We start from the raw sequence: 25328 nt of genomic DNA on the forward strand, positions 1-25328 counted from the left end.
CCCCGCCCCCCTGTTTACCTTTGCCGCCGCGCTATACTCCTTCACCCCCTAACCCCTTTACCGCTTGACCTCCGCCGAAATCCGCCGCGCCTTCCTCGACTTCTTTCGGGAACGGCAACATAAGATCGTCCCCTCCGCCCCGATCGTGAATAAAGACGACCCCAGTCTGCTGTTCACCAACGCGGGCATGAACCAGTTCAAGGACTACTTTCTGGGGGATAGCGTGCCCAGCAGCCGCCGCGTAGCCGATACCCAGAAGTGTATGCGCGTAAGTGGCAAGCACAACGACCTGGACGACGTGGGGCGCGACGGTACCCACCACACCATGTTTGAGATGCTGGGCAACTGGAGCTTCGGCGACTACTTCAAGGACGAGGCCATCGCCTGGAGCTGGGAACTGCTGACCGACCGCCTCGGTATAGACGCCGACCGGCTGTATGCCACGGTCTTCGAGGGAGCAGCGGAGGAAGATATCCCGGTAGACGATGAAGCTAAAAAACACTGGCTACGCTACCTGCCCGAAGACCGCATCCTGTACGGCAATAAGAAGGACAACTTCTGGGAGATGGGCGAGACCGGTCCCTGCGGACCGTGTACCGAGATCCACGTCGACCTGCGCACCGACGCCGAGCGCGCCGCCAGCCCCGGCCGCGAGGGCGTGAACGTAGACGGTAGCGGGGTCGTGGAGATCTGGAACAATGTATTCATTCAGTACAACCGCCGGGCCGACGGCAGTCTGGTCAACCTGCCGGAGCGTCACGTAGACACCGGTATGGGCTTCGAGCGACTCTGTATGGTGCTACAGGGAAAGACAGCCACCTACGATACCGACATCTTCACGCCCACCATCGCCGCGATCGAGCGGCTGACCGGGCATACTTACGGCGGCAGCTACGCGCCGGACGCCAAGGCCGATATGGCCTTCCGGGTGGTGGCCGATCACCTGCGTGCCGTAGCCTTCACTATTGCCGACGGCCAGCTACCCGGCAGTGGCGGAGCGGGCTACGTGGTGCGGCGCATCCTGCGGCGGGCGGTGCGCTACGCCTACTCCTTTCTGGACCGCAAGGAGCCCTTCATGTACCAGTTGCTACCCGTGCTTGTGCGCGAGATGGGCGAGGCTTTTCCGGAGCTGGCCCGCCAGCAGGAGCAGATCGCGCGCATCGTACAGAGCGAAGAGCGGTCGTTTCTGCAGACGCTGGAGAACGGACTAACCCGCTTCGCCAGCTTGGATAGTCAGGGAGGAACGATTGCCGGAAAAGATGCCTTCGAGCTCTACGACACTTTCGGCTTCCCCATCGACCTGACGCGGCTGCTGGCCGAGGAGCAGGGACTACGGGTAGACGAGCCGGGCTTCGAGCGCGCGCTCCAGGAACAGAAAGCCCGTAGCCGGCAGGACGCCGCGCGGGAGGTAGGCGACTGGGTCGTGCTGAGTCCGGAGCCCTCCGTATTCATCGGCTATGACCTATTGTCCGACGCCGGCGCACAGGTGACCAAGTACCGCACGGTGAAGGTGAAGGACAAGCCGCAGTACCAGCTGGTGCTCGACCGCACGCCGTTTTACGGCGAGAGTGGCGGACAGGCCGGCGACATCGGCATCATACGGGTGGGAGACGAACGGCTAGAGGTGCTAGACACGGTCAAGGAGAACGACCTTACGGTGCACATCGTCAATAAATTACCCACCGACGCCCAGGCAGAGGTGTATAGCGAAGTGAACCACGCCGACCGGCAGAAGATCAGCGCTCACCATACCGCTGCGCACCTGCTCCACGCAGCCCTGCACGAGGTACTCGGCGAGCATGCCGTGCAAAAAGGACAGGACGTGCGGGCCGGAAAGTTGCGCTTCGACTTCAGTCACTTCGAGCGGCCCACGCCGGAGGAGTTGGAGCAAATCGAGCTGCTGGTCAATCAGAAGATCCGGCAAAACATACCACTGCTGGAACAGCGCGACGTACCCATTGCCGAGGCGCGCAATTCCGGTGCTATGATGCTCTTTGGCGAGAAGTACGGCGATGCGGTGCGCATCATCACCTTCGATCCCGACTTCAGTTCCGAGCTCTGCGGGGGGACTCACGTGCCCCATACCGGCGAACTAGGCCTGTTCAAACTGACCAGCGAAAGTGCCCTGGCGGCCGGGGTGCGCCGTATCGAGGCGGTAGCTGGCGAGCGGGCCGAGTGGTACGTCCGGGGTCGCCTCGCTGCCCTGGACGGCGTGCGCGAGCAGCTTAAGAATACGAGCGACCCAGTGGCTGCCGTAGCGAGTCTGCAGGAAGAGAACCGCAGTCTGAAAAAAGTACTGGAGAAGCTACAGGCCAGTCAGGCCAATAATCTTAAGGGTGACCTGGAGGCGGCCTTCGAGGAGGTCGGCGACGTGAAATTCCTGGCCCAAAAGGTCGAACTCACCGACGCCGCGGCCATCAAGAACCTCGCCTTTCAGCTCACGGGTGAAAATGAGCGGGCGCTAGTCCTCCTGGCCAGCGAGTCGGACGGCAAGGCGCTTCTCACCCTGGCCGTCAGCAAGGGGCTGGCAGGAAAAGAAACCGGGGCGGTGAACGCAGGTGCCATGATCCGGGAACTGGCCAAACACATCCGCGGGGGTGGGGGAGGGCAGCCCTTCTTTGCTACGGCCGGCGGCAAGGCGCCCGGGGGGATACCCGCCGCACTGGCCCAGGCCCGGGAACTACTGGCCGCACGGAATTAATCTTACCTTGCCCCAAATCCTACCAATATGACCTTCGACGAACTAAAGGCCGGCATTACCAAAGCCGCAGAAACCGCCCCCAAGCTGGGCAAATCCATCAAGCTACAGCTCGACGAGGGGCCCATCTACATCGACATGACCGGCGATAGCGCCCAGGTCACCGGCGATGATAAGGAAGCCGACACGGTGATCACTACCTCGGTCGACGTGCTGGACCAATTACGCTCGGGCAAGCTCAATCCGATGATGGCCATGATGAGCGGCAAGGTGAAGGTCAAGGGTGACATGGGTCTTGCCATGAAGCTGCAGGGCCTGCTCAGCTAGGTACACAGCGGACCAGGGAACGGCGATTTGGCTCCCTGCCGACCTGCGGGGCGAAGCAATCCGCGCGATTATGCGTTACTTTCGGTACTGGCAGTCTGCTGCCGTGAATGACTAACCGAACGGCACATGCGTCTACGTTTCCTATTCTGTTTTTTTGCACTCTTCCCCGTGGTGCTACTGGCTACCCACAACCGGGCGGGTGAGATCATCGTGCGGGCGGCGGGCTGCGACAATCCGTCGGACCAACTGACGGTCTGTGCCACCATCGTGACCTATACGGAAACGGCGCAAACGGAGGTAGACCGCGATAGCCTGGAGATCTTCTGGGGGGATGGAAGCAGCGAATTCATCGGCCGCAACGTGGAGGTACCGACCAGTACACCCGGTATCCAGCGCAACGAGTATACCTTTTGCCACCGCTATGCGGCCTTCGGTCGGTATACCCTGAGCTTTCAGGATGTGAACCGGGTACGCGGGGTGCGAAACATTCCCGGATCGGTGAATATTCCCTTCAGCGTCACGACGTCCTACTCGCTGGTCAACCCCATACTGAATGGCTGTAACTCTTCGCCGGAACTAACGCAGAGCCCGATCGATAATGCCTGTATCGGCTCGGTGTGGACCCACAATCCCGGCGCGTTCGACATCGACGGCGATAGCCTGGCGTTCGAATTTACGGAGGCGAACTTCGCTCCTGGAGCACCTATCCCTAATTACGTACTGCCCAATCAGGTGACCGGCTCCTCGGGGGATCTGCGCATTGACCCCCGCACCGGTCAGATCACCTGGGATACCCCCTCGCTGCCCGGCGAGTACAACCTGGCTTTCCTGGTAAAATCCTTCCGCAACGGCATCCCACTGGATACGCTGGTGCGGGACATGCAGATCTTTGTCGACGACTGTTCGAACGAGCCACCCGTCATCGAGATCGCCCGCGAGGAGATCTGTGTTGTAGCCGGTGAGTTAGTCGAGTTTGACGTAGTGGCCGGGGCTCCCTTCAGCGATACTGAGCAGCAGGTCAGTCTGACCGCCAGCGGACGACCGTTCGACCTGCCCGGTAATCCGGCTACTTTTTTGCCCAATGGAGACGGCTTTCAGGAAGATCCGGTGCGGCGTTCGTTCCGCTGGCAGACGCAGTGCAGCGACATCAGCAACCAGGAATACTTCGTCGTGCTGCGCGCGGTAGATAATGGGGCACCCCGTCCGTCGGGTCTAGCTACGTTGCGTACCGTATCGATCAAGGTGGTCGCTCCACCACCGGAAGACCTGCAGACCAGGATCGAGGAAGACCTCATCACCCTCAGCTGGGCTAATCCGTATAGCTGCGAGGATAGCGATGATCCGGATTTTCTAGGCTTCACCGTTTGGCGACGGGAGGGGAGCAACAACTTCGCACCCGATACCTGTGAAACCGGATTGGCCGGCCGCGGCTACATACAACTCACCGATACGGAGATAACCGATGAAGCTGACGGCCGCTACGTGTTCGAAGACATGGACGTGATCCGCGGACGTACCTACTGCTACCGGGTACTGGCCGTGATGGCGCGGCGCACCCCCCGCACGGGTCTGATCTTCGAGGAGATCGAGTCCATCCCTTCGCAAGAAATTTGTGTCCAACTGGACCGCGACATCCCACTACTTACTAAGGTGGACGTGGTGGAAACATCGAGCACGGCAGGAATCATCGACATCTGCTGGGTCCTGCCGAATCCGACGAGCCTGGATACGGTGGTGAACTCCGGTCCATACCGCTACGTGCTCAGCCGGGCAAACGGACAGACGACCGACCCTGCGGACTTCACTGCCATCACCAGCTTTGAATCTACCTTCTTCGGTGGGGGGGTGGATACCTGCTATACGGACACCAACCTAGATACCGAAGGAAGTGCGTTCAGCTACCGGATCGAGCTATTCGTAGCGGACGAGCGTGAGCCGGTGGGGCCGGGACAGCCGGCTACCAGCGTGCGACTAAACGGTACCCCTACGGACCGTGCTGCTGCCCTGGATTGGACGGAGATCGTACCGTGGACTAACCTGGAGTATGAAGTCTTCCGTCGCGATCCGGGAGCTACCGTCTTTAGTCCGGTGGCTACGGTGACCGAGATGATGTATCGGGACACCGGACTACAAAACGGTCTGGAATATTGCTACTACATCCGCTCGGTCGGCTCCTACAACATCGAGGACATTCCTTCCCCCCTGCTGAATCGAAGTCAGGAAGTGTGCGTAGTACCGGAGGACGATGTAGCGCCCTGTGCGCCCGTACTGGTAGTGGAAAGCGTCTGCGACCGGGAAGTAGACTGCACCGATACGGGTAATCTGTTTAACATACTGGACTGGACTTCACCCATAGACGACTGCGGCGCTACCGATGTGGTGGGGTACCGGGTCTACTTCACGGTAGATAGTAGTGGCGCACCGCAGTTAGTGGGCAACATCGAATCGCCCGGCCTGCTCACCTTCAACCATACACCTCCCGATGGGATCGTGGGGTGCTATACCGTCACCGCCGTGGACGGCAACGGCAACGAGAGCGAGCCCAGTAACCGGGTCTGCGTCGAGAACTGTCCGATCTACGAGCTACCCAATGTATTTACCCCGAATGCGGACAACCAGAATGACTTGCTGCAGCCGCGGGCGCTCTGCTTCGTCGAGCGGGTGGATCTCAAGATATTCAACCGTTGGGGTCAGCTGGTCTTCGAGACCGACAACCCGAGTATCGACTGGGACGGAACGAACCTGAACGGCGACCCGCTCCCCTCGGGTACCTACTATTATATCGGGCAGATCTTCGAGCGCCGGTTTACCGGTATCACCCAGAGTGAGAGTCCCATAAGCGGCTATGTCGAGCTCATCACCAACCGGTAAGGTCTGCGTACAGCTTTTCCCGCATGTGGGGTTTAAGTAGGAGCCCGTAGGCCAGGGCCGTGAAGAAGGTAAACATGGCGTAGATCAGGGCGGGCTTCAGGGCCTGCTCGTTGTGCAGAAAGGTGCCCGCAATCAGGAAGGCCAAGCTGGTATTCTGGATACCTACCTCCACCCCGAGGGTAAGCTCGTTGTCACGCCCCAGCCGAAGGACCATGCCGGCCAGCTTACCAAGTGAAAGCGCCGATACGTTGATCAGTAACGCAATGGGTAGGATGCTGCGCACTTCCAGCAGGGTAAGCGCGCTGCCGCCCTGTTGGACGGGAGCAAATAACTTCAGCAGAAACACACTGGCCAGCAGTAGTAGTGCTCCCCGCCGGGTGTACGGTCGCACACTGCGCGCCAGGTTGGGAAGTAGATAGCGGACCGCCATACCGACTAGGACCGGTAGCAAGACGATAAGACAAATACGCAGGGCGGTTGCGATCAGGGGCAGGTGAGCAGTCGTGCCCGGGGGAGCATATCGGTCCAGGGCTAGATTGACCAGGATAGGAACGGTCAACACTGAAAGTAGGGAGTTGCACAGGGTAAGGCTGACTGCGAGGGCCGTGTTGGCGCGCAGGAGGAAAGACACCATATTACTGGATAGTCCACCGGGACAGGCGGCAAGCACCAAAAAACCTAGACCAAACGATGTGTTGATTTCGGACAAGCCGGTCACGGTGAATGCCAGGACGGGAAGTGCAAACAATTGCAGGAAAAGACCGGTAAATAGGGCCTTAGGGCTTAAAATAAGGTGACGAAAGTCATTTGGGCGGAGACTAAGTCCAATGGAAAACATGATCAGCGCCAGGACGGCCGCGATTAAGAAGTCAAGCATTGCCAGAACAATATTTTTAAGATTGAAGAATTACGGCTATAATTGTGGTAGGCTGAAAGACATTAATAGGGTTTTAGGTGTTTATTCATAGACCGGTTGCGTATTCGCAACCGGTCTTTTCTGTGGGATAAAGACTATCCGCCAGGGGGCGGTCGTTACCTTTGTACCGGGTGTGTGCCCGGCAGTCTCTCCAGCAAACTTGCTTTCAAACCGCCTCTTCCCGCCGATTATGAAAATAGTCTATACCCTCCTACTTGTGCTTGCCGCCCTTGGCCTGCAGGCTCAGGACATACACTTTTCGCAGTTCTACATGTCGCCCCTCAACCTTAACCCGGCCATGACGGGGGTGATGAATTGTAACAGCCGCATTGCCATCAACTACCGTAGCCAGTGGGCCTCGGTGCTCGGTGAAAATGCTTTTCAGACCTATAGTGTAAGTTACGACCAACGCATCGCTGTCGGGCGCAATGACTTCTTCGGCATCGGTGGCACCTTCTGGGGCGATCGGGCGGGGGAGGCCAATTTTGCCACCACCACCGGAAAGGTCTCCGCCAGCTACTCCAAAAAGATCGGAGGTAGCCGCAAATTTGGTAACTACCTCGTGGCCGGAGCCGAACTCGGTGCCGCACAGCGTAGCCTCGATTTCCTGGCCCTCCGCTGGGGCTCACAGCACGACGGCGACGGTGGCTTCGACCCCAATGCGGCCAGCGGTGAGACCGGCCTGGACCGAGACCAATTCCTCTTTGCCGACATGGCCGGTGGACTCCTCTGGTTTATGGTCTTCGACGAGAACAACAGTCTCTACGTAGGTGGTGCATTTCATCACCTAAACCGGGCGAACCAAAGCTTTTCTGATGAAGGCGAAGACCTGCTTTACAGCCGCTACACCGGCCATGCAGGGGGCGAGTTCATGCTCACCGATCGCTTCGGTCTGGTACCCGGCGTCATTATCATGAGTCAGGGACCCAGCTTTCAGGTCAACACCGGTACCAATGTGAAATTCCTGCTCGACAGCGGCCGCAACTCCGCCAGCCAGTCGTTCCAGGTTGGTGTCTGGACGCGGATCAGTAACCGCCTCGACAGCAGCGTGCTGACCGATGCCCTCATCCTGAGCACCCGCTTCGACTACGAGAACTTCGCCCTGGGATTCAGCTACGATCTCAATACGAGTGACCTTAACGTGGCCACTGACGGCAACGGCGGCTTCGAGCTTAGCCTGCAGTACAAGATATGCGGCAACCAGCGCCGCGGTGTATATTGTCCGCAATTCTAACAGGGCCGCCCCACGCCGCGCGGTTCGCCACATAAGCGCCACTAGATGTTCGGAGGGAGTAAGGAGAAGAAATCACCGAAGCGTGAACGCCCCTCTACGGCCGGTAGCCGGGGACAAACCGTCACCAGTGCCGGCGGAGTCAACACCATCGACACCCACACTACCATCACGGGCGATCTAGAAGCGGGTGGCGACATCCGCATCGACGGCAAGCTGATTGGCAACCTACGGTGTCAGGGACGGGTGATCATAGGCACTACCGGTCTGATTGAAGGGGACGTGGATTGCATCGATGGATTGATCGAAGGCACTTACCGCGGCAAGATCGTGGCTCAGGAGCTCCTCACTCTTCGGGAAAGTAGCGCAGTCATGGGTACCCTTCGGGCCCGTAGGCTTGCTATGGAAGCCGGATGTACGCTAGAAGGCCAGGTCACCGTGACGGAACAGTCAGCCACCACGAATACGGCCGATACAGACCGTACGTCTACTAAAAATACTCCTGCCAATGGCACCCCCGCCCCCGCCAAAGCGTAGTGCCGAAGACAGTCGCGCCTGGACCAAGTACATGGGTATCGGAGCACAACTGATCGGCATGATCGGGATTTGCATCGGCACTGGTCTGTATGCGGACGCCCAACTGGGGACTAATCCCTGGCTGACGATCGTGATGAGTCTGATCGGGGTGGTCGGTGGACTCTACGTAAGTGTCAAGGATCTACTCTAAATGATCGCCAGCTCGTCCTGGAGTAAGTAGCCCTGCCGACCGTCCGCGAGCGTGACCTTTACGTACTTGCCTACCCGGTCGGTAATGCTCAGGTGGCTGCCCGCGGGTAGCTCATCCTCTACGGACGCCGCTTCGGTGGGACTTACCCGCAGTGCGGCTCCGGCTGTGAGCAACACCGCTTCATCCGTACTATTCAAGTATTCGTAACGGGATTGGCCCAGCGCGTACAGGACGACAGCAAGTACCAGGAAGGTAACGGCGAGGGGAAGGAGAACGAAGCGACGCTTTTCCGCCATGGTCCGCCGGCGAAGGTACCAGTATACGCCGCCTACTACAGCGATCCACCAGCAACAGGCCGCCACAATGTAGGCGACGGTGCTACCGAGGAATGCACCTACCGCACGCCACCACCGCAGTAGAAAGAATTCGGGTAGGACCGGTGTAGTCAGACCGGCTTCCTCCCGCACGTACTTCAGGTTGTTACGCAAGGCCCGGTGGCCGGGCCGCAGCCGCAGTCCACGCTCGTAGGCAAGAATCGCGCGTCCTGTTTTGCCTACTTCGAAATACGCATTTCCCAGTCCTAGGTAGGCTGTGGCCGATAGCCCATCCTTACGCTCCAGGCTGTCCAGTATCTCGCTGGCGTGCGCGTAATCGCCGGCCGCGAGTTCGCGACTGGCTTCAGCAATAGTATAGCCGGAACTGTCCTGAGCGGTTAAGGATAGACTATAACACAGCAGTAGAACACAGTAAATACAGCGCGACATAGGGCAAAAGTAGTCACTCCCCACTCGGCAGGGATGCGTCTTCAAAGACCGGGGGAGGAGGTGCCAGTGACGGTGCGGGAGGCTGCTTACGGGGCCCGAACAGATCGGACAGCTTACGGGGCTGACGCTCCGGCTCCCAGCGAAACCCCTCCAGGCGCCGTGTAGCGTGGTCGATGGCGCTCATGGGGTCGAGCCGGCCGGAGGGGGCGCTCAGAAACTTGATGCGATCCACTCCGCCTGATTCGAAGTACAGCACCATCTTACTGCAGGCCGTCTTATTCACGCCGATGTAGGCTCCGGCTTCATCCTGCGCATAGTAGATCGCCTCCGCATTCCCGGCTACCTCCGTGCGCTGCAGCTGGCTACTATCGAAGTAAGCGATGATCTCCTTACCCTTGACCTGGTTAAAGAATATCAGGTCGGGGGAGGTGACGACCATGCCATTCTCCTGCAGTACCACCCGGTCGGGGGCTTCGTCTTTCAGGTATAGTTCGATGGTGTCAGCGGTCAGTTGACTAGTATCCTGCCACAGGATGGGGTCGTCGTATAAGGTCAGTACCGAGTCCACGGTGTTGAACGAAAGGGAGTCGGCGACCGCCTGCAAATCACGCTTAAAGATGCGCACGTCGGTGTAGGCTGCTAGTTGGCGGATGGTGTCACCCAGATCGTTTACCTCATCCGTCTGGTAGCTTAGTAGCGTATCGGCCGCCAGGTACATCGTGTCCTGATCGAGTAGGGTAGTGAGTAGCGCGCGATCCTGGCGCCCCCCGTAAGCCTTCAGGTAGCCGGTGTACTGACTGTAGTCCGCACGCTCCGCCTCGATAGTTAGCTTGGCACTGGTATCCTGCCAGACGATATTACCAGAGGCCCGCCCCAGTCCCGTCGCTTCGTCGGAGTACATGCGGTCGGCTTCCATCAGCATGGGGGGATTGGACACCCGTGGTCTGCCCCCGGCTACGCTGTAGCTGGCGGTGGCGGCGTTGTAGTCGATGCTGTCACCCGTGACTACTTGCAGGGAGTCGACCACGCGGGCATTGCCGGCCAACTGGTAGCGGTCGCGGGCGCGGAAGTAATTGATGCGATCGGCGGTCGCGCGCTGGAATGCGCCGTCGGCTACGTAGGCGTCCCCAGCTAGTACGTACAATTCATCCCGGCCGAAGTACCGGATGGAGTCGGCCGCCGCCAGCCGGTCGCCGCTGCGGTACTGCGCATTGTTTCTGAACACCGCTTCATCGAGCGCCACGTCGTAGTAGCCGCTCTCGCAGTAGATCGTGTGCGTGTCGCCGCGGATCACGGTGGGGCCGAGGAAATAGACCCGCTCGTTGGCCAGATCGTAGCGGAGCGTGTCGGCCCGCATCTCAAAGCGTTCGTCTACCACCACCACGCTGTCGCGGAAGTAGACGTTGCGGCTGTCGGCGTAGTAGTAGCCGTGGGTACTGCTGAGTTCCGTGGTGCCGTTCGTGACCCGCCCCCCCATATGGTAGGTAGCTAATTTGGTAGCCAGATCGTAGTCTAGTTGATCGGTGAATAGCTCCGTTGTACCCCGTTTGAGCACGACATCTTCACGAAGTTTGGCTAGCAGGGTCCCCGCATTATAGTCGAGGTAGTCGGAAAAGGCAGCGATACTGTCCCCCTGCTGGATGATCACGTTATCGTAGGCGAACACCTGCACTTCACTGACCAGTTCGGCGCTATCGCAGTACATGAAAATACTGTCCTGGCTTAATTCCACCGCCCCGATCAATCGCTGCCGCCGCCCCTTGTCGAGCATGCGTAGCTCGTCGGCGTGATCGATCCCTATCGTCTCCGACCTAGCCGTGTCGGCCTGCGCCCACCCAGAACCAGAAACTAACAAGAGGAGAAAGAAAACGAGGTAGCGCATGTCAGAGGATTAAACGATTGCACCGGCGGCCCCGCCCCCCGGAGACGTTGCTTTTAACGTTGCCTTAAAGATCGAGCAGCATACCGTCGTAGCCCACCCGCACACCCGGCGGTAAACTGGCCTGAAACTGTGCGTGAGGACCCAGGCGGTGACTCAGGTGAAACAACACGGTCTGACGGGGCTGGAGCAGATCTACGTACGCTAACGCCTCGGCTACGGAAAGGTGGCTATGGGTGCCGCGCTGGTTCAGACAGGACAGTACCAGGGTATCCAGGCCCCGCAGGGCAGACAGGGTAGTCTCGTTCAGTCGCTTGGCATCCGTGAGGTAGGCCAAGCCACCTATCCGCAAGCCTAGAATAGGCAGCTTGCCGTGATCGACACGCAGCAGGCGGATGTCCTGACCCGCGAACGAAATGTAGTCGCCGAAGGTCCGCTCCCGTACGTCCAGCCGCGGCACCCCGGGGTAGTCCGTGAAGGTGTACGCGAATCGCTCCTTGAGCTCGGCGGCCACACGGGGCAGGCAGTAGACGGGCATATCCACCCCCTGCATGAAGCAGTACGGACGCACATCATCGATGCCCGCCGTATGATCGTTGTGCTCGTGGGTAAGCAGGACACCGTCCAGCCGCGTCACGCGGGCCCGCAACATCTGGCTGCGGAAGTCCGGACCGGCATCGATGGCCAGCCGCGCTTCGCCCACCCGTAGCACTGCGCTGTTGCGGAACCGGCGGTCGCGTGGATCGGTGGAGGTGCAGGCCGCGCAGGTACAGCCAATGACGGGTACCCCCTGGGAGGTAGCCGTACCGGTGAGTTCGAGTTGAGGCACTACCGTTTTTGTTCCCAGGCCCAGGCGGTGCGCATGATGTCGTCTACCCCGTACTGGGGTTGCCAGCCGAGCTCGCGACTGGCCTTGCTACGGTCGGCGTATACGGCGACCACGTCGCCGGGCCGGCGGGGGCCCCGCTCGTAGTTCAGCGACTGACCGGCTACGCGCTCGAAGGCTTCGATCGCCTCCAGTACGGTGAGCCCCTCGCCGATACCGAGGTTGAACAGCGCAGGGTTTTCCGAGGCCTTGCCTTCGATCAGGTACTGCAGGGCCAGGGTGTGCGCGTGGGCCAGGTCCGCCACGTGGATGTAATCGCGTACGCAACTACCGTCGCGGGTAGGGTAGTCGGTGCCGAATACGGTCATGCGTTCGCGCTTACCGGCACCGACCTCGGTAATTACGGGCACTAGATTACTGGCTGCGTTGGAGGCATCTTCGCCGATCTTGCCACTGGGATGGGCACCGGCGGGGTTGAAGTAGCGGAGTAGGATAGCGGCGAAGTCAGGATGCGCCGCACAGTAGTCGTACAGCATATCCTCACCCATCTGCTTGGTGCGGGCGTAGGGGCTTTCGGCTTCCTTGCGCGGCGTTTGTTCAGTGACGGGCAGCTCGTCGGCATTGCCGTATACCGAGCAGCTGGAGGAAAAGACCAGGTTGCTGCTTCCCTGCGACTGGAGACCGTCGATAACGTTGAGCAGGCTGTTCAGGTTATTGCGGAAGTAGGCTAGTGGCTGCTTTACACTCTCGCCGACGGACTTATGGGCTGCAAAGTGAATGGCACCGTCGAAGGCCGTGTCTTCGAATAGTCTGGCGGTAGCTACGGGATCGGCTAGATCGATCGTGTGGTTCACGACCCGTACGCCGGTGATCGCCTCGATGCCGTCTAGTACGCTAGCCTTGCTGTTCTGGTAGTTGTCGGCACTCACCACTTCGAAGCCGTTCTCGATGAGGTCCACGACGGTATGGCTGCCGATGTAGCCGGTTCCGCCAGTCACTAGTATTTTTCCGTTAGCCATAGTAGGGTATTAATCGTGGGTGAGTGAAATGTCGGCGGGGTCTATCTCGATGCCCATCCGGGCCATCAGTGCCGTGGCGTTGAAGCTCTGGCTCACGCCCCGGTGGAGTTTGTAGTCGAACACTAATTGGCCGTCATTGGTCTGTACTTCCATCGCGTAGTTTTCCACTCTACTGTGGGGCTCGTCCTCCAGCGCGGCAAGCTCCAGGTCGTGCGTAGCGATGATGCCGGCCCCCCGTTCGCGGATGAGCTGGCGGATCAGGGCCCGGGCCCCGGTATGCCGGTCGCGGCTGTTAGTACCCTTCAGGATCTCGTCGAGGAGAAAAAACACTTCCTGATCAGGATCCTGTACCGCTTCAATCACGGCCTTCAGCCGCTTCAGTTCGGCGAAGAAACTAGAGGTGTTCTCGCTCAGATCGTCCTGCGTTCGCATGGAGGTCCACACCTGTAGGGCGGCGGTGCGCAGGTGCAGTGCACAGACCGGTCCACCCGCACGGGTCAGTACCAGGTTAATGCCCACCGTGCGCAGCCAGGTAGATTTACCGGCCATGTTGCTACCGGTGACCAGGTGGATGTGCCCGTCGGTAGACATGTGCAGGTCGTTAGTTACCCGGCCCTCGGGGGAGAGTAGGGGGTGACCCAGTCCCCGTCCGTCTAGCACGCGCTCGTCCGTGAGCTCTGCCTCCGTCCAGTCCGGGTGGTTGTACCGCAGGGTAGCCCAGGATACGCGGGCGTCGACCTCGGCGAGCTCTTCCAACCACTGGGCCAACTGGTCGCGGTGCGCGCTACGCCAGCGGTCTAGCCGTGCCAACCACTGAATGCTCCACAGACCGGTGATCTCCAGGATGAAGACAAATGGATTGTTGCGAACGTCCAGTTGGGTGATGGCGTAGGATAGTTTACCGATCGGTCCGGCCGCATCGAGGCTACGGTCGGGCTGCCCCTCGATGTGTAAGAACAGTTGCTGGTACCTGGCCAGCATGGCACCGGCCTGCTGGGTGTATCCGTGCTCCACGGCAGCGGCCTCGCCGAAGCGCCGCAGAAGAATGAAGGCCGGAACGAAGCAGAGCAGGCCAAGTTGCCAGGGTTGTTGTGTGAAGCACCACCAGAGCCCGAGCACAGCTAGCACGGGAGCGAGCCACCGCATCGCAAGCGGGAAAGCGCCTACGATGACGGGTGGACGCTCCACCCACTCCAGTAAGCGTCGCGAAGTATGGATGTCATCCTGAAGCGGGGCTCCCAGCGCGCGAAACTCGACGCACCAGTCCATACGGGTGGCCAGGGTCTGACCGGCCTGCCGCCGCTGCCGCGCTACCGCTACCGGGGCCGGATGCAGCAACTCACCGGCAAGCCGCTCCGCCCCGATGGCCGTTACGGTACGGTTGATAAACTGATAGAGGGAGTGCGGACCGAACAGGTCTAGGTCCACAGCGTAGGGATGATCGGCACTGCGGTACGCCCGCCCGTCGGCAAAGTGGGCAAAGCGGTGGTCGAGCGCCAGCAATTCCCCTTCGGCCAGTTCATGCCGCACGCGTGCGTGGGCTGCCTGCCCTCCGATGCGCAGGTGCCAGCGAACGGACAGACTCAGTAGGGGTAATCCCACCACCAGCGCCAGTACGCCGATATAGAGGGCCGTAGAAAAGCTAAGGATCAGCGCTCCGATAAACACGAAGAAGCCGATCAGGCGGGCGATGGCCAGCCGGTCGTACCGCTGCTGCAGGGTAGCGGCACGGCGGGCGGCGGCTACGGATAGCTCGGTGTAGTAAGTTCGGGCGGCGGACACATAGCAAAGATGCGAAGAAGCCGGTAAAGGAGGGCGCGTTGTACTTTGGACCCTCTATCCGCTAAAGCCACCCTTGTTGACCCCACTTGTCCAGCTTGCTACCCCATTCAGTACCGGTACCGGTCTGTATCTGGCAGACCACCAGCTGGTGATCACCAACGAGCACGTCGTGCGCAGTAATAGTACCGTAGTGGTAGAAGTGGATGCCTATTCCGAGCAACTTGCCGAAGTGGTCTACCTGGATGCCTATTACGATCTGGCTTTTCTGCGGCCACGCGTAGCGCTGGAGGTCACATCGCTAGCCTGGACCAGCACGCCCCCGCAGATTGGGGATGCGGTCACTTCACTGGCTCAGTATATGGGGGAGCCCCTGCGAGAACTATCGGGGGAGCTGCTGGACGATAAGCTGATGCACCACGGGATCCAGTACCTGCTCCACACGGCCCGGGAGGGGGATACGGTAGTTGGCGGGGCGCTCCTTGACGCGGAGGGAGCGCTGGCGGGTATCAATATGATGAATGTACGTGGCTCCAGCACCGAATCACTGGCCCTGCCTACACAAACGCTTGAGCAAATCCTCGCTGCATTCGGCCGTGGAGAAGGCAAGCCTGCCGCGCGGTGTTTTCACTGTCGGGAGATCACCTTCGAGCTAGCCGCTAACCCCAAGGGCTTCTGCCCGAATTGCGGACAACCACTCGTGCTTCCCTCCCTGATTGAAGAAGTTACGCCTATCGGTGTAGAGGCTACGGTAGAGGAAATTCTAGTTGCTGCAGGACATGATCCCCGGCTGGCCCGTAGGGGACCGAACCTCTGGCGGATCCGCCAGGGCAGTGCCACCATCCAGGTGACCTACCACGAAGACAGCGGGCTCATCACCGGCGATGCTTACCTCTGTCGGCTCCCCGAGCTACCCAGTCCGGACCTGTTCGCCTTCCTGTTGCGGGAGAACGACCGGCTGCGGCAGCTTACCTTCTCGACCTACGGTAGGGACATCATTCTGTCCCTGCTCATCTACGATCGCTACCTTTCGCTGGCTACCGCGCTTCCCCGCTTCGAGGAGCTGTTCGAACAGGCCGATGCGTACGATGACGTACTAGTAGAAACGTACGGAGCGCTCTGGCGCTAGCCTACTGGAAGAATTGGTCGTAGCTGCCACTATCGGAGCGGCCCTGCGGTTTAGCCTCCGGACGGGGGATTTCGTCTAGGTCGAGGGTGGATTCCTGGCTTGCCTTCCGATCGTCCAGATCGAACTCGATATGTCCTTCGCTCAGGAGCAGCTCGCTTTTTTTCTCCCACTCCTCCAGCATACGGAGCCCTTCGTCGGCAAATACGCCGTTCTGCAGGTCTACACTAGCCAGAAAATCGCTGCTCAGCTCCATCATCCGCTCCATTTCTCCCACCTTGGTGGCCACGTCTTCGGCGATGGCCTCCATGGCCTGATCGAAGAGGGCACGCTGGTCGGGGTCACCATTGATCACGCTCATGGCAGATTTCATCGCACCGTGGCTGGCGCGGATGGCCTTGCGCTCCTGAATGCGTAGGTCGACCTGATCTCGGGTATCTTCCAGCAGCACCTCGCTGTTCTGGTGCATCCGGTTTAGCACGCGGTTGAGTACCTCCATTTTAGTGAGTAGCACCTGGTACTTCTGATTGCTCTCCCGTAGGCGGGCAGCGCGGCGGCTGCTCAGGATCATCTGCTGGTTCTTACCCTTTTCCTTGGCCAGGGCGGCAAGCTTGAGCTGCTTTTTGACCTCCGTTTCGTTGGTTTCCATTAGGGTAGACAGGTGGCGCATCTGTCCACGGATCTTACCGATCTGCTTGCGCATTTCCTGCAGGTTGCCTTCCAGTTCTTCCACGTAGGACTTCAGGATACCGATGGGGTCGATATTGACGAACAAGCCGGTGACCTTACGCATCCCGGACTTATACATATAGCTCAGTAGCGTACGGGTGCGCGGATCCACGATGGCGAACAGTACGGTCAGCAGCGCAACGGCAGCTACCACCAGTCCGAGGGTGGTAGACAGGAAGGGCAGGATGAAGCCGGCGAAGGTGGTGAACAGAAATCCGAGCCCGGCCAGAATGGCCACCAGGAAGATCAGTCCCGTGACCCCCTCGGGGCGTTGCCAGAATGACTTTGTCGGGGAGGCCGGTGGCATCATTGGAGGTATAGGGCGTTAAGACAAGACACGCTGGATATCAGCTATGTCTTGATTGATGGTATTGGTAATAACCTCCAGTGCTGCTTCGAAGCCCTGCTGGTTTTCCTCGGCCTTGGAGCGGGCGGAGGCGATCTGAGAATCGGCCGATTCGATCTGTTCGGTGGCTACACGGATCTGCTCCTGCAATTGCTCGATTTTGGTTTCCCAATTCGCGATCTTCTTCTTGAGCTCGCTGGTCTGTTTGGCCTTACCTTCTACGTTGTCGACCAAGTGCTTTTCGAGACTCCGCATGAACTGCGCCTGCTCGTCCTGCAGCACCTCCGTATAGTAGTTGGCGGTCTTGATGAGCTTCTCCTTGGTCAGTCCCACGGAGGAACCGGTGATGTAGGCCGAGTTGATGGCCGTATCCTGATCCATTCCGATCTCCGTAAGCCGACCGACCGACTGTTTCCACTCCAGGTAATCAAACCCATCGAGGTTTTTCTTCTCGAGGGCTTTCATGAGGGCGGTGGCAAAGCGGTTGTTGGTGCCGGACATCGGGGGTATTTTATGGAAGACAAAGGTAAGGGGTGCGTGGTTGGGGGAGCCACCTAGCTAAGCTCTTCATCTACCGTATCGGCCACGCCCATCGCCTCACCCTCGGGGAACCAGGCGGCAAGTCGGGTACGCGCCTGCTGCCGTACGTCTCCGTTGATGTAGGCCGCTACTATAGCCAGACTCGTACCCAGCACGGCGATGTCGTCCGTATACCCAAGCACGGGCGTCAGATCGGGTAGTGCATCGAGCGGCATCAGGAGGTAGCCCAGCGCGCCGAGGATGGTCCGCTTGGCCCAGGCGGGGGTATCCTTGCGCTGGTAGGCGTAGTAGAGTAGCAGGGCCGTATAGGCGGTACGGCTTCCGATGGCTTTGGCCAGTTTGGCGAGACGACGTAGTAATTTAGGATAGCGCACGGGAGGACGATCGTTATATTACTCACCAAAACGCACCAAAAGCAGACTTGGTTAAGTTTACTCTACGAACGTGCCAGACGGACAGCATGCGTACTAGCCCCGCCCCTGACCGTCAGGCCACGATAATCCCATGGAAGTAAACACCCTACACCGACCGGTCGACCTTTTGAAAGACGTAGAATCGTACGTGGAAGACCATATCCGCCGCACCATCGGCCCGGACTACGTCTACCACAATTTTCAGCATACCCTAGCCGTAGTCGAAGCCGCCAACGAACTGGCCAGTCACTACGAGCTTACCGAACAGGAACTACTCACGCTTCGCTTTGCCGCCTGGTTTCACGATACGGGCTACACCGAGGGCTGGCAGGACCACGAGGAGCGCAGCGCCGATTACGCCGAGGCGTTCCTGCGCGAGCAGGGCCGGCAAAGCCAGACCCTGGTGCAGGCCGTTCGGGCAGCTATCCTTGCTACCCGCGTACCCCAGGAGCCGCGGACGCTGGTGCAGGAGATCCTAGCGGATGCCGACCTGAGCCACCTGGGCGAATGGAGCTACTGGGACCGCTGCGGCCGCGTGCGGCAGGAGTTTGCGCTGACCCGTCAGATCGTGATGTCTGACCAGCAGTGGGTCGACTTCGAGCTGGCCTTCCTCCTGGATCACGAGTACCATACCGAAGCGGCGCGTGAGCTCTACAGCAAGCAAAAGGAGCGGCACGTCAAGGAATTGTACCGACGTAAGAAAGCCCTCTACCCCGATCCCACCCCGACGAACCTAGCGGAACTCGAGCGCGGTCAGCCCCACCGTAAGGTCACTAAAAAGCGCAGCAAGACCGAGCCGAACAAGCCGGGCCGCGGCGTGGAGACCATGTACCGCGCTACCTACAGGTCACAGGTCAATCTCAGTAGCATGGCCGATAGCAAGGCCAATATCATGCTCTCGGTCAATGCCATCATCCTGAGTATCTCGGCAGCTAACCTATTTCCTAAACTGGATACCAACCCGCATTTGACGGTCCCTACCATCATCCTGATGGGGGTGTGCCTGTCGTCGCTATTCTTCGCCATCCAGGCCACGCGGCCCAAGGTCACGGAGGGCAAGAGTAGTATGGAAGATATCAAGGCCAAACGAAGCAACCTACTCTTCTTCGGCAACTTCTACAATATGACGCTGGAGGAGTACGAGTACGGCATGTCGGAAATGCTGCAGGACGAAGACTTTCTGTACGCGACCATGTCCCGCGACCTATACTACCTGGGGGTGGTGCTGGCCAAGAAGTATGCCTACCTGCGTGTCTGCTACAGCGTATTTCTGTACGGCTTTATCACGGCGGTACTGGCATTCATCGGCGCGGCCGTTTACTACAATATGCAGGCTACCGACACTGTGCCGGCCGGTAGTTCACTCTTCGGCCTCTAGGGACGTACGTCCACCTCGATACGCTTGTCCTGGTTAGCAAGTTGCCAGGCGTTGTAGAATACCAGCTGACCGATACGGACCATCTTTTCGAAGTTGATCTTGTCGACCGTGTCGGTGTCCCGGTGGTAATCCGCGTGACTGCCGTTGAAGAAAAAGATGCTTGGAATACCGTTGCGCGCGAAATTGTAGTGGTCGGAACGGTAGTAATAGCGATTCGGATCGCTCTCCATATTGTAGGTGTAGTCGAGTTCGAGCTGGGTAAAATCGCGATTGACCGTCTCGTTGATCTGGTGAAGCTCGCTACTCAGCCGGTCGCTACCGATGACGTAGATGTAGTAGGGGTCACCGGCGTGCTTCTCATCTACCCGGCCGACCATATCAACGTTGATGTCGGCGATGGTCTGTTCCAGCGGGAACACCGGATGGGTCGCATAGTACTCAGATCCCAGAAGCCCCTTTTCTTCGCCGCTCACCCAGAGGAAGAGCACACTGCGACGGGGCCCCAGTCCCTGATCCTTGGCCAGCACGAACGCCTGCGCCACCTCCAGTACGGTACTAGTGCCGGATCCGTTGTCGTCCGCCCCGTTGAAGATCGCCTCCCCGCGCTTACCCAGATGATCGTAGTGTGCACTCACTACCAGAACTTCCTCCTTTAGCAAAGAGTCCGTCCCCTCCAGGTAGCCCAGCACGTTCTCGCCGATCAGTTCGGAGACCGCCTTGCGTTGCGTGAGCTGTAGATCAGTGGCTACGGTGACGGGGCGCAGCTTGCCGGACTTCTCGATGCGCCGGCGGGCCTTTACTACCTTCTTGTTTTTCTTGCCGACCAGGGTGCGTGCCAGGTCCGGCGTGATGTATACCGCATTGGCGAAACTGCGCTCGGCTTCGGTCTGCTCTACCATGCGCAAGCGGCCATCCAGTACTTCCTTGCGGATGTCCTGTACATTTCTGCGGAAGGCAGGGTCGATGATCAGCACAGTCTCTACGCCCTGGGCTTTGGCCAGTTCGAGTTTGCGCCCGTCGTTGAGGCTCCAGTCGCTGGGGTCCTTCGTACCGGTAAGCAGAAAGTTCCCCTTACGGGTGCGCGGCTCGCCGGCCAAAATAAGGATCGTCTTACCGGCTACGTCGTGGTCGCGGTAGTCACTGTAGGTATCCGTATCGATCCCGTACCCTAGGAAGGTGATCTCTTCAATATCGATCGCGTCGCGGCTGGTGTTGGTGCCGGGAGACGCATAATAGTCCCAGAGGTGTCGCAGTTCGGTGCCATTGTGAACTAGTCGGATAGCTTCCCAGGCCTGACGGCTAAACTTGATGGACTGGAAGTAGCTGCTATCTGGGCCTATAGCGGGCAGGCTAAGGTCCTCGAGCTGTGCGCGTAGGTAGTTTGCGGCGCGCTTTTGACCGGGCTGACCGGTCTCTCGCCCCTCCATCGCATCATCAGCCAGTGTAGTGAGGTGCTTGCGAAGGTCTTCTACATTGATAGTCGCGGCGAGCACACGTGCTTCGGCATCCGTGGTGGGTAGAGCTGCGCGCTGGGCGGTCAATAGGGTAGTGGCGCAGACGAGGGCGGTCAGCGACAGGCAAATACGAATCATCATAGCGGCTAAACGCGAAGAGCGGGTAGATGGATGCAGGCCGGCGAAATCCCCGGTCTATTTGTTGGTAAGCCGGTACCGCGTGCCCAGCCGGAGCATCGTATTGTGGATGCGGTCCTGAAGGGGTCCCTTGCCGCCATCCTCCTCCCGCAGGGTGAATAGCCGGGATACCGTGGGCGAAAAGTATAGACTCCAGCGATCGTCCAGCAGCCGCTCCACGCGGATGTTTCCGCTGATGTACAGGCTGGTGTTGTCGATGAGTGATCCGCCCTGCAGGTAGCCCTGGGAGGGATCTACGAAGTTGCTCTTACCCTTCAGAAACAGGGACTGGTTCTTACCGGTAGCGGTCTGGGCCGATTCCGCACGGAACACTTCGATCTGATGCTCCAGTTCTTCGCGGGTTACGTTGTTTGCCAGTTTGAATTCAGAAGCGAGGATCACGTTGGCGGCCACGCCCAGTCCGGCACTGAACTGCCAGTCGTTGGTCCGCCGCACTACCCGCTGGTAGTTCAACGGGATGCTTACGGTATTGTAGCGCAGGCGGCCGAAGCGGATGCGGTTGTTCTCGTTCCTACGGCGAAACTGATTTTCCAGTACGAGTACTTCGGCCGGCACGTACGAGCGGTTGGCGTAGATGATGCCGGTCTGGATACTGTTCTTCCCCTGTGAGATGTCAAGCAGAGCACCTACACTCCAGTCCTTCGACAGCAGGGTGCGCTCCGGAATGCCGAAATTCTCGTTTCTGCGCGTCTTGACCTGATTCAGGTCCATTGGCGAAGCGAATACATTAACGTAGTACCGGATCGGACGGGTATCATCCAACAGACCTAGCTGTAGCTCAGGATGCAGATCTGGAGTATCGCGCTCCACGCCATAGCGCAATTGCGCCAGGGTAGGCATATCGACCGTAGACTCTATGTCGTTCGCAGGACCGGACGTGACGGCTGCATCTGAACTATCGGTTATCCGGGATGGAGGGGAAGTCGGTATAGTCTGGGCTGGCTGCGTATTCCGCGGACTATCTGCCTGAGTCGTCAGGGGGGAGCGCAGCGAAACCTCCGTACCGCTGGTTGCCGTACTGCTGACCGCCGGGTGCGCCGCTACGGAGCGTGTGTCAAAATCACCCTTCTCCAGAGGGGTAGCTTCGGTAGTAACGGAGGCAATATGCGCGGACGAAGCGATATCCAGCTCGGTGAACTGTACGAACAGCACGAGCATACTCAGCAGGAAGGCCGTTTCGGTCACTTTCATACAGCCCACCATTTCCCGGCGTTTGCCGATGGTGTCGAGACGGGCGGCCAACTGGGCCCAGCCGGAAACGCGCGCGGGGGCCGAGCGTTCCAGCCCTTCGGTAACGGCTGTATCTACGCTGCTGGACGTGCCGACCTCGGCGGCGCGCAGTTTCTGCTCGAAGGCCTGCCAACTGCCCATAGTGGGGGCGGGTGCCAGCGTACCGAGCTTGTCAGCCACCATATCATCCATAGATGCCTCGGGGACGGGAGTGGTGACATCGAGCTGTTGCTCGAGCGCTTCCCAGCCTCGCGGAGCCTGCGGGGGCAATTCGGCGATCCGTTGGCGGATCAGGTCATCTATTGCGTGCGGTGTCATACTACTAGCGCCCGGGGGCGGTCAACGTCTTTTGCAGCTTGGCGCGTGCTTTGACGAGATTGGAACGTGAGGTGGAATCAGTAATCGAAAGCTGAACGGCGATTTCTTTATGGCTATAGCCCTCTATCACGTAGAGGTTGAAAATGGTGCGGTAGGTCGGCGGCAACTGCTGCACGGCGGCCAGGATTTCATCGGCCGAGCACTGCGCGATCACGTCCGGGGCATCACTGCTGAGCTGGTAGGCCCGCTCGATGTCCTCGGTGCGCCGGCGCACCGAGCGCCGGTAGTGATCGATGGCCGTATTGACCGTGATGCGCCGCATCCAGGCCAGTAGGGCCGTGCCGGATTCGTACCGACCGATCTTTCCGAATATCTTGATGAAGCTCTCGTGCAGCAAGTCCATGGCCTCATCCTCACTACCTGCATACCGTTGGCAAATGGCCATCAGGGGGCTGTAGTGGGTTTCGTACAGGACACGCTGCGCCTCGCGGTCGCCCCGGCAAAGGGCGGCTACGAATTGTTCCTCATCATGCGCCAGGCAGATCGTATAGTCCATAAAAAAGCGTCGGGTAAACCGCCTGCAAACCGGTAGATCCGAAGGAACTACCGTATCCTCAGCGGAGAATACCGTAAGATAAACGGCTGCAGGACAAGATACGCTGCCAAACGCGCAATTTAAATGCCACTTGGCACACATTTACCACCTTACCTTCCGCTACCTATGAAAGAATGGACCATTTCTTCCCCGGCCGGCCGGCTGCACCTACACAAGAGCGCTTCCCTGGTGGGGCTCAAACGGGACGGTAGCCAGGAGAGCGCTACCGCCAGTGATGCAGTGCTTTCCGAGCTTGGGGGCTTTGAATTGGTGCGACTGCCGGAGGCGGTAGATATCGATCGAGCGCTGGACGATATACGCGAACGCGACACCGTGCGGGTCGGTACCCACGTATACACCGCCGGCTCCGACGACCGTCCGGTTGTACCTACGGGACTGATCTACTGCCAACTCGCCCCGGGCGTAGGAGAAGCCGAAAGCCAGCGCGTATTCGAATCGCTCCACCTCGACACCCTGGAGCGTCGGGCGGATGGAACAGTCGTGCTCTCCGTCACTTCCCGTAGCCGCAATCCGCTACACGTAGCCAGCGCGCTGGAGCAACTGGCGATGGTCCAGACCACTACGCCGGACATCGACGTACCGCTAGATCAGTACTATACTGCCCCCCGCGACGGTCTGTTTGCCGAGCAGTGGTACCTGGACAATAGCGGCAGCGTGCCTAACGTACCCCACTTCCCCCTCAAACCCGGCGCGGATGCCCGTATTCGCGCGGCGTGGTCCCGACTGGGTAGCCTGGGATCCGACCGGATCACCATCGCGGTCATCGATAACGGCTTCGACCTAGAGCATCCCGACCTGCGGGGCAAGGCTAGCCACGCCCTTACGGTGCACTCCAATCAGGCCACCGTGCCCCGGGGGAGTGCCTACGGCGATCACGGTACTCCCTGCGCCAGCATTGCCCTTGCTCCCGCCAATAGCCTGGGTATCGTGGGGGCCGCGCCGAACGCCCGGCTCATGCCCCTGCACGGACTGACCTACTCGAGCTACCTCACCGAGCGCATGTTCAGCCACTGCGTAAGCCGGGGTGCCAATATCATTTCCTGTTCCTGGGGCACCATCGACAGCCGCTACCGGCCGGGCCGCTACCACGAGCTTGCCGTCCGGAAGGCTACCACGGAAGGGCGTGGTGGTAAGGGCTGTATCGTACTCTTCGCCGCCGGCAACGAGGGCCGCGATTACCTAAATTACTACTGCCAACTACCCGGGGTGATCGCCGTCGGCGCCAGTACCAGCAACGATACCCATCCGGCCTATTCCAACCGCGGACGCGGCCTGAGTGTGGTAGCCCCCAGCGACGGCGGCTGGCCGGTACTCGCCGCCCGCGCCAGTTGGGACACCGGGATCAGTGGAGCGGATGGTGCTAAAAAATACTACGTCGACGGCCGCGACCGAGGGCCCCACCACAAGCATTTCGGAGGCACTTCCAGCGCCACCCCCCTCGTAGCCGGTATCTGTGCGTTGATGCTATCGGCCAACTCAGAACTGACTGCTGCCGAGGTGAAGGCCGTGCTGGAACGTACCGCCGACAAGATCGGTAGCCCAGCCTCCTACGACGCTAGCGGGTACAGCGAGCAGTTCGGCTACGGACGCGTCAATGCCGAGCGCGCCGTCGTCGAAGCACTGCGTTTGCGTGGACTTGACACCGCACCTGCGGCCCCGCCCCCTCTGGTAGAGCTGCGGGTGGCGGACCGCGCGCGCAGTGGGTACGGCCTACAGATCGGCGCTTACCGCAATCAGGACGGAGTGGTGCAGCTCAGTAAACAGCTACGGCAAACCCTCGACCTGCCGGTGCTGATCAGCGAAGAACAAGGCGCGGGGAGCACCCTCTATAAGCTTATTCTGGGGCAGTTCGATACGGCGGATGAGGCACGCGCGCAACTCCCACGGGTACGTGCCGCGGGCTACCCGGGCTTCGTACGGGAGCTGGCTACGGTAGCCTGAGG

21 protein-coding genes are annotated in these 25328 nt (G+C 59.6%); 9 read left to right on the forward strand and 12 right to left on the reverse strand.

Annotated features, from left to right (window positions below; translation table 11 throughout):
• The first annotated feature begins 64 nt into the window (after positions 1–64).
• The 3 genes from alaS to MJQ68_RS05415 all read left to right on the forward strand — a co-directional run bounded on the left by alaS (position 65) and on the right by MJQ68_RS05415 (position 5896).
• Positions 65–2701, forward strand: a complete 2637-nt coding sequence (gene alaS / locus MJQ68_RS05405) for an alanine--tRNA ligase (RefSeq protein ID WP_238750006.1) — start codon at positions 65–67, stop codon at positions 2699–2701.
• A gap of 27 nt (positions 2702–2728) precedes the next feature.
• A complete protein-coding gene (locus MJQ68_RS05410) occupies positions 2729–3025 on the forward strand; it encodes an SCP2 sterol-binding domain-containing protein (protein ID WP_238750007.1) in 297 nt (98 codons plus the stop codon).
• Positions 3026–3151: 126 nt separating this feature from the next.
• Positions 3152–5896 carry a gliding motility-associated C-terminal domain-containing protein gene (locus MJQ68_RS05415; protein ID WP_238750008.1) on the forward strand — a complete coding sequence of 915 codons (2745 nt, stop codon included), beginning with the start codon at positions 3152–3154 and terminating at the stop codon, positions 5894–5896.
• Here MJQ68_RS05415 and MJQ68_RS05420 read toward each other — a convergent pair.
• The gene (locus tag MJQ68_RS05420) at positions 5883–6773 is read right to left on the reverse strand and encodes a bile acid:sodium symporter family protein (protein ID WP_238750009.1); all 891 of its coding nucleotides are present in this window, start codon (positions 6771–6773) and stop codon (positions 5883–5885) included. The genes MJQ68_RS05415 and MJQ68_RS05420 overlap by 14 nt on opposite strands.
• A 229-nt stretch (positions 6774–7002) precedes the next feature.
• Here MJQ68_RS05420 and MJQ68_RS05425 point away from each other — a divergent pair, with 229 nt between their 5' ends.
• From MJQ68_RS05425 to MJQ68_RS05435, 3 genes are read left to right on the forward strand one after another with little or no spacing between them, the layout of a single operon-like run.
• A complete protein-coding gene (locus tag MJQ68_RS05425) occupies positions 7003–8046 on the forward strand; it encodes a PorP/SprF family type IX secretion system membrane protein (RefSeq protein ID WP_264758993.1) in 1044 nt (347 codons plus the stop codon).
• Between the two features lie 45 nt (positions 8047–8091).
• Positions 8092–8580 (forward strand): bactofilin family protein, encoded by a 489-nt coding sequence (locus MJQ68_RS05430; RefSeq protein WP_238750011.1) that lies wholly within the window; start codon positions 8092–8094, stop codon positions 8578–8580.
• Positions 8552–8770: an AtpZ/AtpI family protein gene (locus MJQ68_RS05435; protein ID WP_238750012.1), complete on the forward strand. Its 219-nt coding sequence runs from the start codon at positions 8552–8554 to the stop codon at positions 8768–8770. Before MJQ68_RS05430 ends, MJQ68_RS05435 begins: the two co-directional genes overlap by 29 nt.
• Here the strand turns inward: MJQ68_RS05435 and MJQ68_RS05440 are convergent.
• The 5 genes from MJQ68_RS05440 to MJQ68_RS05460 all read right to left on the reverse strand — a co-directional run bounded on the left by MJQ68_RS05440 (position 8767) and on the right by MJQ68_RS05460 (position 15040).
• Entirely contained in the window at positions 8767–9534 is a 768-nt protein-coding gene (locus MJQ68_RS05440; RefSeq protein ID WP_238750013.1) for a hypothetical protein, read from the reverse strand. The genes MJQ68_RS05435 and MJQ68_RS05440 overlap by 4 nt on opposite strands.
• 13 nt (positions 9535–9547) lie before the next feature.
• Positions 9548–11416 carry an OstA-like protein gene (locus MJQ68_RS05445; protein WP_238750014.1) on the reverse strand — a complete coding sequence of 623 codons (1869 nt, stop codon included), beginning with the start codon at positions 11414–11416 and terminating at the stop codon, positions 9548–9550.
• A gap of 64 nt (positions 11417–11480) precedes the next feature.
• A complete protein-coding gene (locus MJQ68_RS05450; RefSeq protein WP_238750015.1) occupies positions 11481–12242 on the reverse strand; it encodes an MBL fold metallo-hydrolase in 762 nt (253 codons plus the stop codon).
• Positions 12242–13258 carry a UDP-glucose 4-epimerase GalE gene (galE, locus tag MJQ68_RS05455; protein WP_238750016.1) on the reverse strand — a complete coding sequence of 339 codons (1017 nt, stop codon included), beginning with the start codon at positions 13256–13258 and terminating at the stop codon, positions 12242–12244. Before galE ends, MJQ68_RS05450 begins: the two co-directional genes overlap by 1 nt.
• A gap of 9 nt (positions 13259–13267) precedes the next feature.
• Complete coding sequence (locus MJQ68_RS05460; protein WP_238750017.1) at positions 13268–15040, reverse strand: MutS-related protein; 1773 nt, start codon at positions 15038–15040, stop codon at positions 13268–13270.
• Between the two features lie 76 nt (positions 15041–15116).
• On the opposite strand from MJQ68_RS05460, the gene MJQ68_RS05465 reads away from it, so the two are divergent.
• On the forward strand, positions 15117–16166 hold the full coding sequence (locus MJQ68_RS05465; protein WP_238750018.1) for a serine protease: 1050 nt from the start codon (positions 15117–15119) through the stop codon (positions 16164–16166).
• 1 nt (position 16167) lies between these two features.
• Here MJQ68_RS05465 and MJQ68_RS05470 read toward each other — a convergent pair whose 3' ends face one another.
• Genes MJQ68_RS05470 through MJQ68_RS05480 form a run of 3 tightly spaced genes read right to left on the reverse strand, consistent with a single transcriptional unit; the run spans position 16168 to position 18152 of the window.
• On the reverse strand, positions 16168–17199 hold the full coding sequence (locus MJQ68_RS05470) for a PspA/IM30 family protein (protein ID WP_238750019.1): 1032 nt from the start codon (positions 17197–17199) through the stop codon (positions 16168–16170).
• An 18-nt stretch (positions 17200–17217) separates the two neighbouring features.
• Positions 17218–17739, reverse strand: coding sequence for a hypothetical protein (locus MJQ68_RS05475; RefSeq protein ID WP_238750020.1), 522 nt, complete (start codon positions 17737–17739; stop codon positions 17218–17220).
• A gap of 53 nt (positions 17740–17792) precedes the next feature.
• Entirely contained in the window at positions 17793–18152 is a 360-nt protein-coding gene (locus MJQ68_RS05480; protein WP_238750021.1) for a YkvA family protein, read from the reverse strand.
• A gap of 130 nt (positions 18153–18282) precedes the next feature.
• On the opposite strand from MJQ68_RS05480, the gene MJQ68_RS05485 reads away from it, so the two are divergent.
• Positions 18283–19569 carry a Pycsar system effector family protein gene (locus MJQ68_RS05485; RefSeq protein ID WP_238750022.1) on the forward strand — a complete coding sequence of 429 codons (1287 nt, stop codon included), beginning with the start codon at positions 18283–18285 and terminating at the stop codon, positions 19567–19569.
• Here MJQ68_RS05485 and MJQ68_RS05490 read toward each other — a convergent pair.
• The 3 genes from MJQ68_RS05490 to MJQ68_RS05500 are packed head-to-tail and all read right to left on the reverse strand — an operon-like array spanning position 19566 to position 23325.
• On the reverse strand, positions 19566–21164 hold the full coding sequence (locus MJQ68_RS05490; RefSeq protein WP_238750023.1) for a M28 family peptidase: 1599 nt from the start codon (positions 21162–21164) through the stop codon (positions 19566–19568). The genes MJQ68_RS05485 and MJQ68_RS05490 overlap by 4 nt on opposite strands.
• A gap of 54 nt (positions 21165–21218) precedes the next feature.
• Positions 21219–22769, reverse strand: coding sequence for a hypothetical protein (locus MJQ68_RS05495; protein ID WP_238750024.1), 1551 nt, complete (start codon positions 22767–22769; stop codon positions 21219–21221).
• A 4-nt stretch (positions 22770–22773) separates the two neighbouring features.
• A complete protein-coding gene (locus MJQ68_RS05500; protein ID WP_238750025.1) occupies positions 22774–23325 on the reverse strand; it encodes an RNA polymerase sigma factor in 552 nt (183 codons plus the stop codon).
• 165 nt (positions 23326–23490) lie between these two features.
• Between MJQ68_RS05500 and MJQ68_RS05505 the strand changes: the two genes are divergently transcribed.
• Positions 23491–25326 (forward strand): S8 family serine peptidase, encoded by a 1836-nt coding sequence (locus tag MJQ68_RS05505; RefSeq protein ID WP_238750026.1) that lies wholly within the window; start codon positions 23491–23493, stop codon positions 25324–25326.
• Positions 25327–25328 lie beyond the last annotated feature (2 nt).

It is taken from the genome of Neolewinella maritima (genome assembly GCF_923081025.1).
In the GTDB taxonomy this organism is placed as follows: Bacteria; Bacteroidota; Bacteroidia; order Chitinophagales; family Saprospiraceae; genus Neolewinella; species Neolewinella maritima.

Coding starts and splice junctions, on each gene's coding strand:
- MJQ68_RS05505 (WP_238750026.1), top strand. CDS start 23,491: ATGAAAGAATGGACCATTTCTTCCCCGGCCGGCCGGCTGCACCTACAC.
- MJQ68_RS05490 (WP_238750023.1), bottom strand. CDS start 21,164: ATGATGATTCGTATTTGCCTGTCGCTGACCGCCCTCGTCTGCGCCACT.
- MJQ68_RS05475 (WP_238750020.1), bottom strand. CDS start 17,739: ATGTCCGGCACCAACAACCGCTTTGCCACCGCCCTCATGAAAGCCCTC.
- MJQ68_RS05430 (WP_238750011.1), top strand. CDS start 8,092: ATGTTCGGAGGGAGTAAGGAGAAGAAATCACCGAAGCGTGAACGCCCC.
- MJQ68_RS05435 (WP_238750012.1), top strand. CDS start 8,552: ATGGCACCCCCGCCCCCGCCAAAGCGTAGTGCCGAAGACAGTCGCGCC.
- MJQ68_RS05410 (WP_238750007.1), top strand. CDS start 2,729: ATGACCTTCGACGAACTAAAGGCCGGCATTACCAAAGCCGCAGAAACC.
- MJQ68_RS05500 (WP_238750025.1), bottom strand. CDS start 23,325: ATGGACTATACGATCTGCCTGGCGCATGATGAGGAACAATTCGTAGCC.
- MJQ68_RS05495 (WP_238750024.1), bottom strand. CDS start 22,769: ATGACACCGCACGCAATAGATGACCTGATCCGCCAACGGATCGCCGAA.
- MJQ68_RS05470 (WP_238750019.1), bottom strand. CDS start 17,199: ATGCCACCGGCCTCCCCGACAAAGTCATTCTGGCAACGCCCCGAGGGG.
- galE (WP_238750016.1), bottom strand. CDS start 13,258: ATGGCTAACGGAAAAATACTAGTGACTGGCGGAACCGGCTACATCGGC.
- MJQ68_RS05420 (WP_238750009.1), bottom strand. CDS start 6,773: ATGCTTGACTTCTTAATCGCGGCCGTCCTGGCGCTGATCATGTTTTCC.
- MJQ68_RS05445 (WP_238750014.1), bottom strand. CDS start 11,416: ATGCGCTACCTCGTTTTCTTTCTCCTCTTGTTAGTTTCTGGTTCTGGG.
- MJQ68_RS05440 (WP_238750013.1), bottom strand. CDS start 9,534: ATGTCGCGCTGTATTTACTGTGTTCTACTGCTGTGTTATAGTCTATCC.
- MJQ68_RS05425 (WP_264758993.1), top strand. CDS start 7,003: ATGAAAATAGTCTATACCCTCCTACTTGTGCTTGCCGCCCTTGGCCTG.
- MJQ68_RS05485 (WP_238750022.1), top strand. CDS start 18,283: ATGGAAGTAAACACCCTACACCGACCGGTCGACCTTTTGAAAGACGTA.
- MJQ68_RS05415 (WP_238750008.1), top strand. CDS start 3,152: ATGCGTCTACGTTTCCTATTCTGTTTTTTTGCACTCTTCCCCGTGGTG.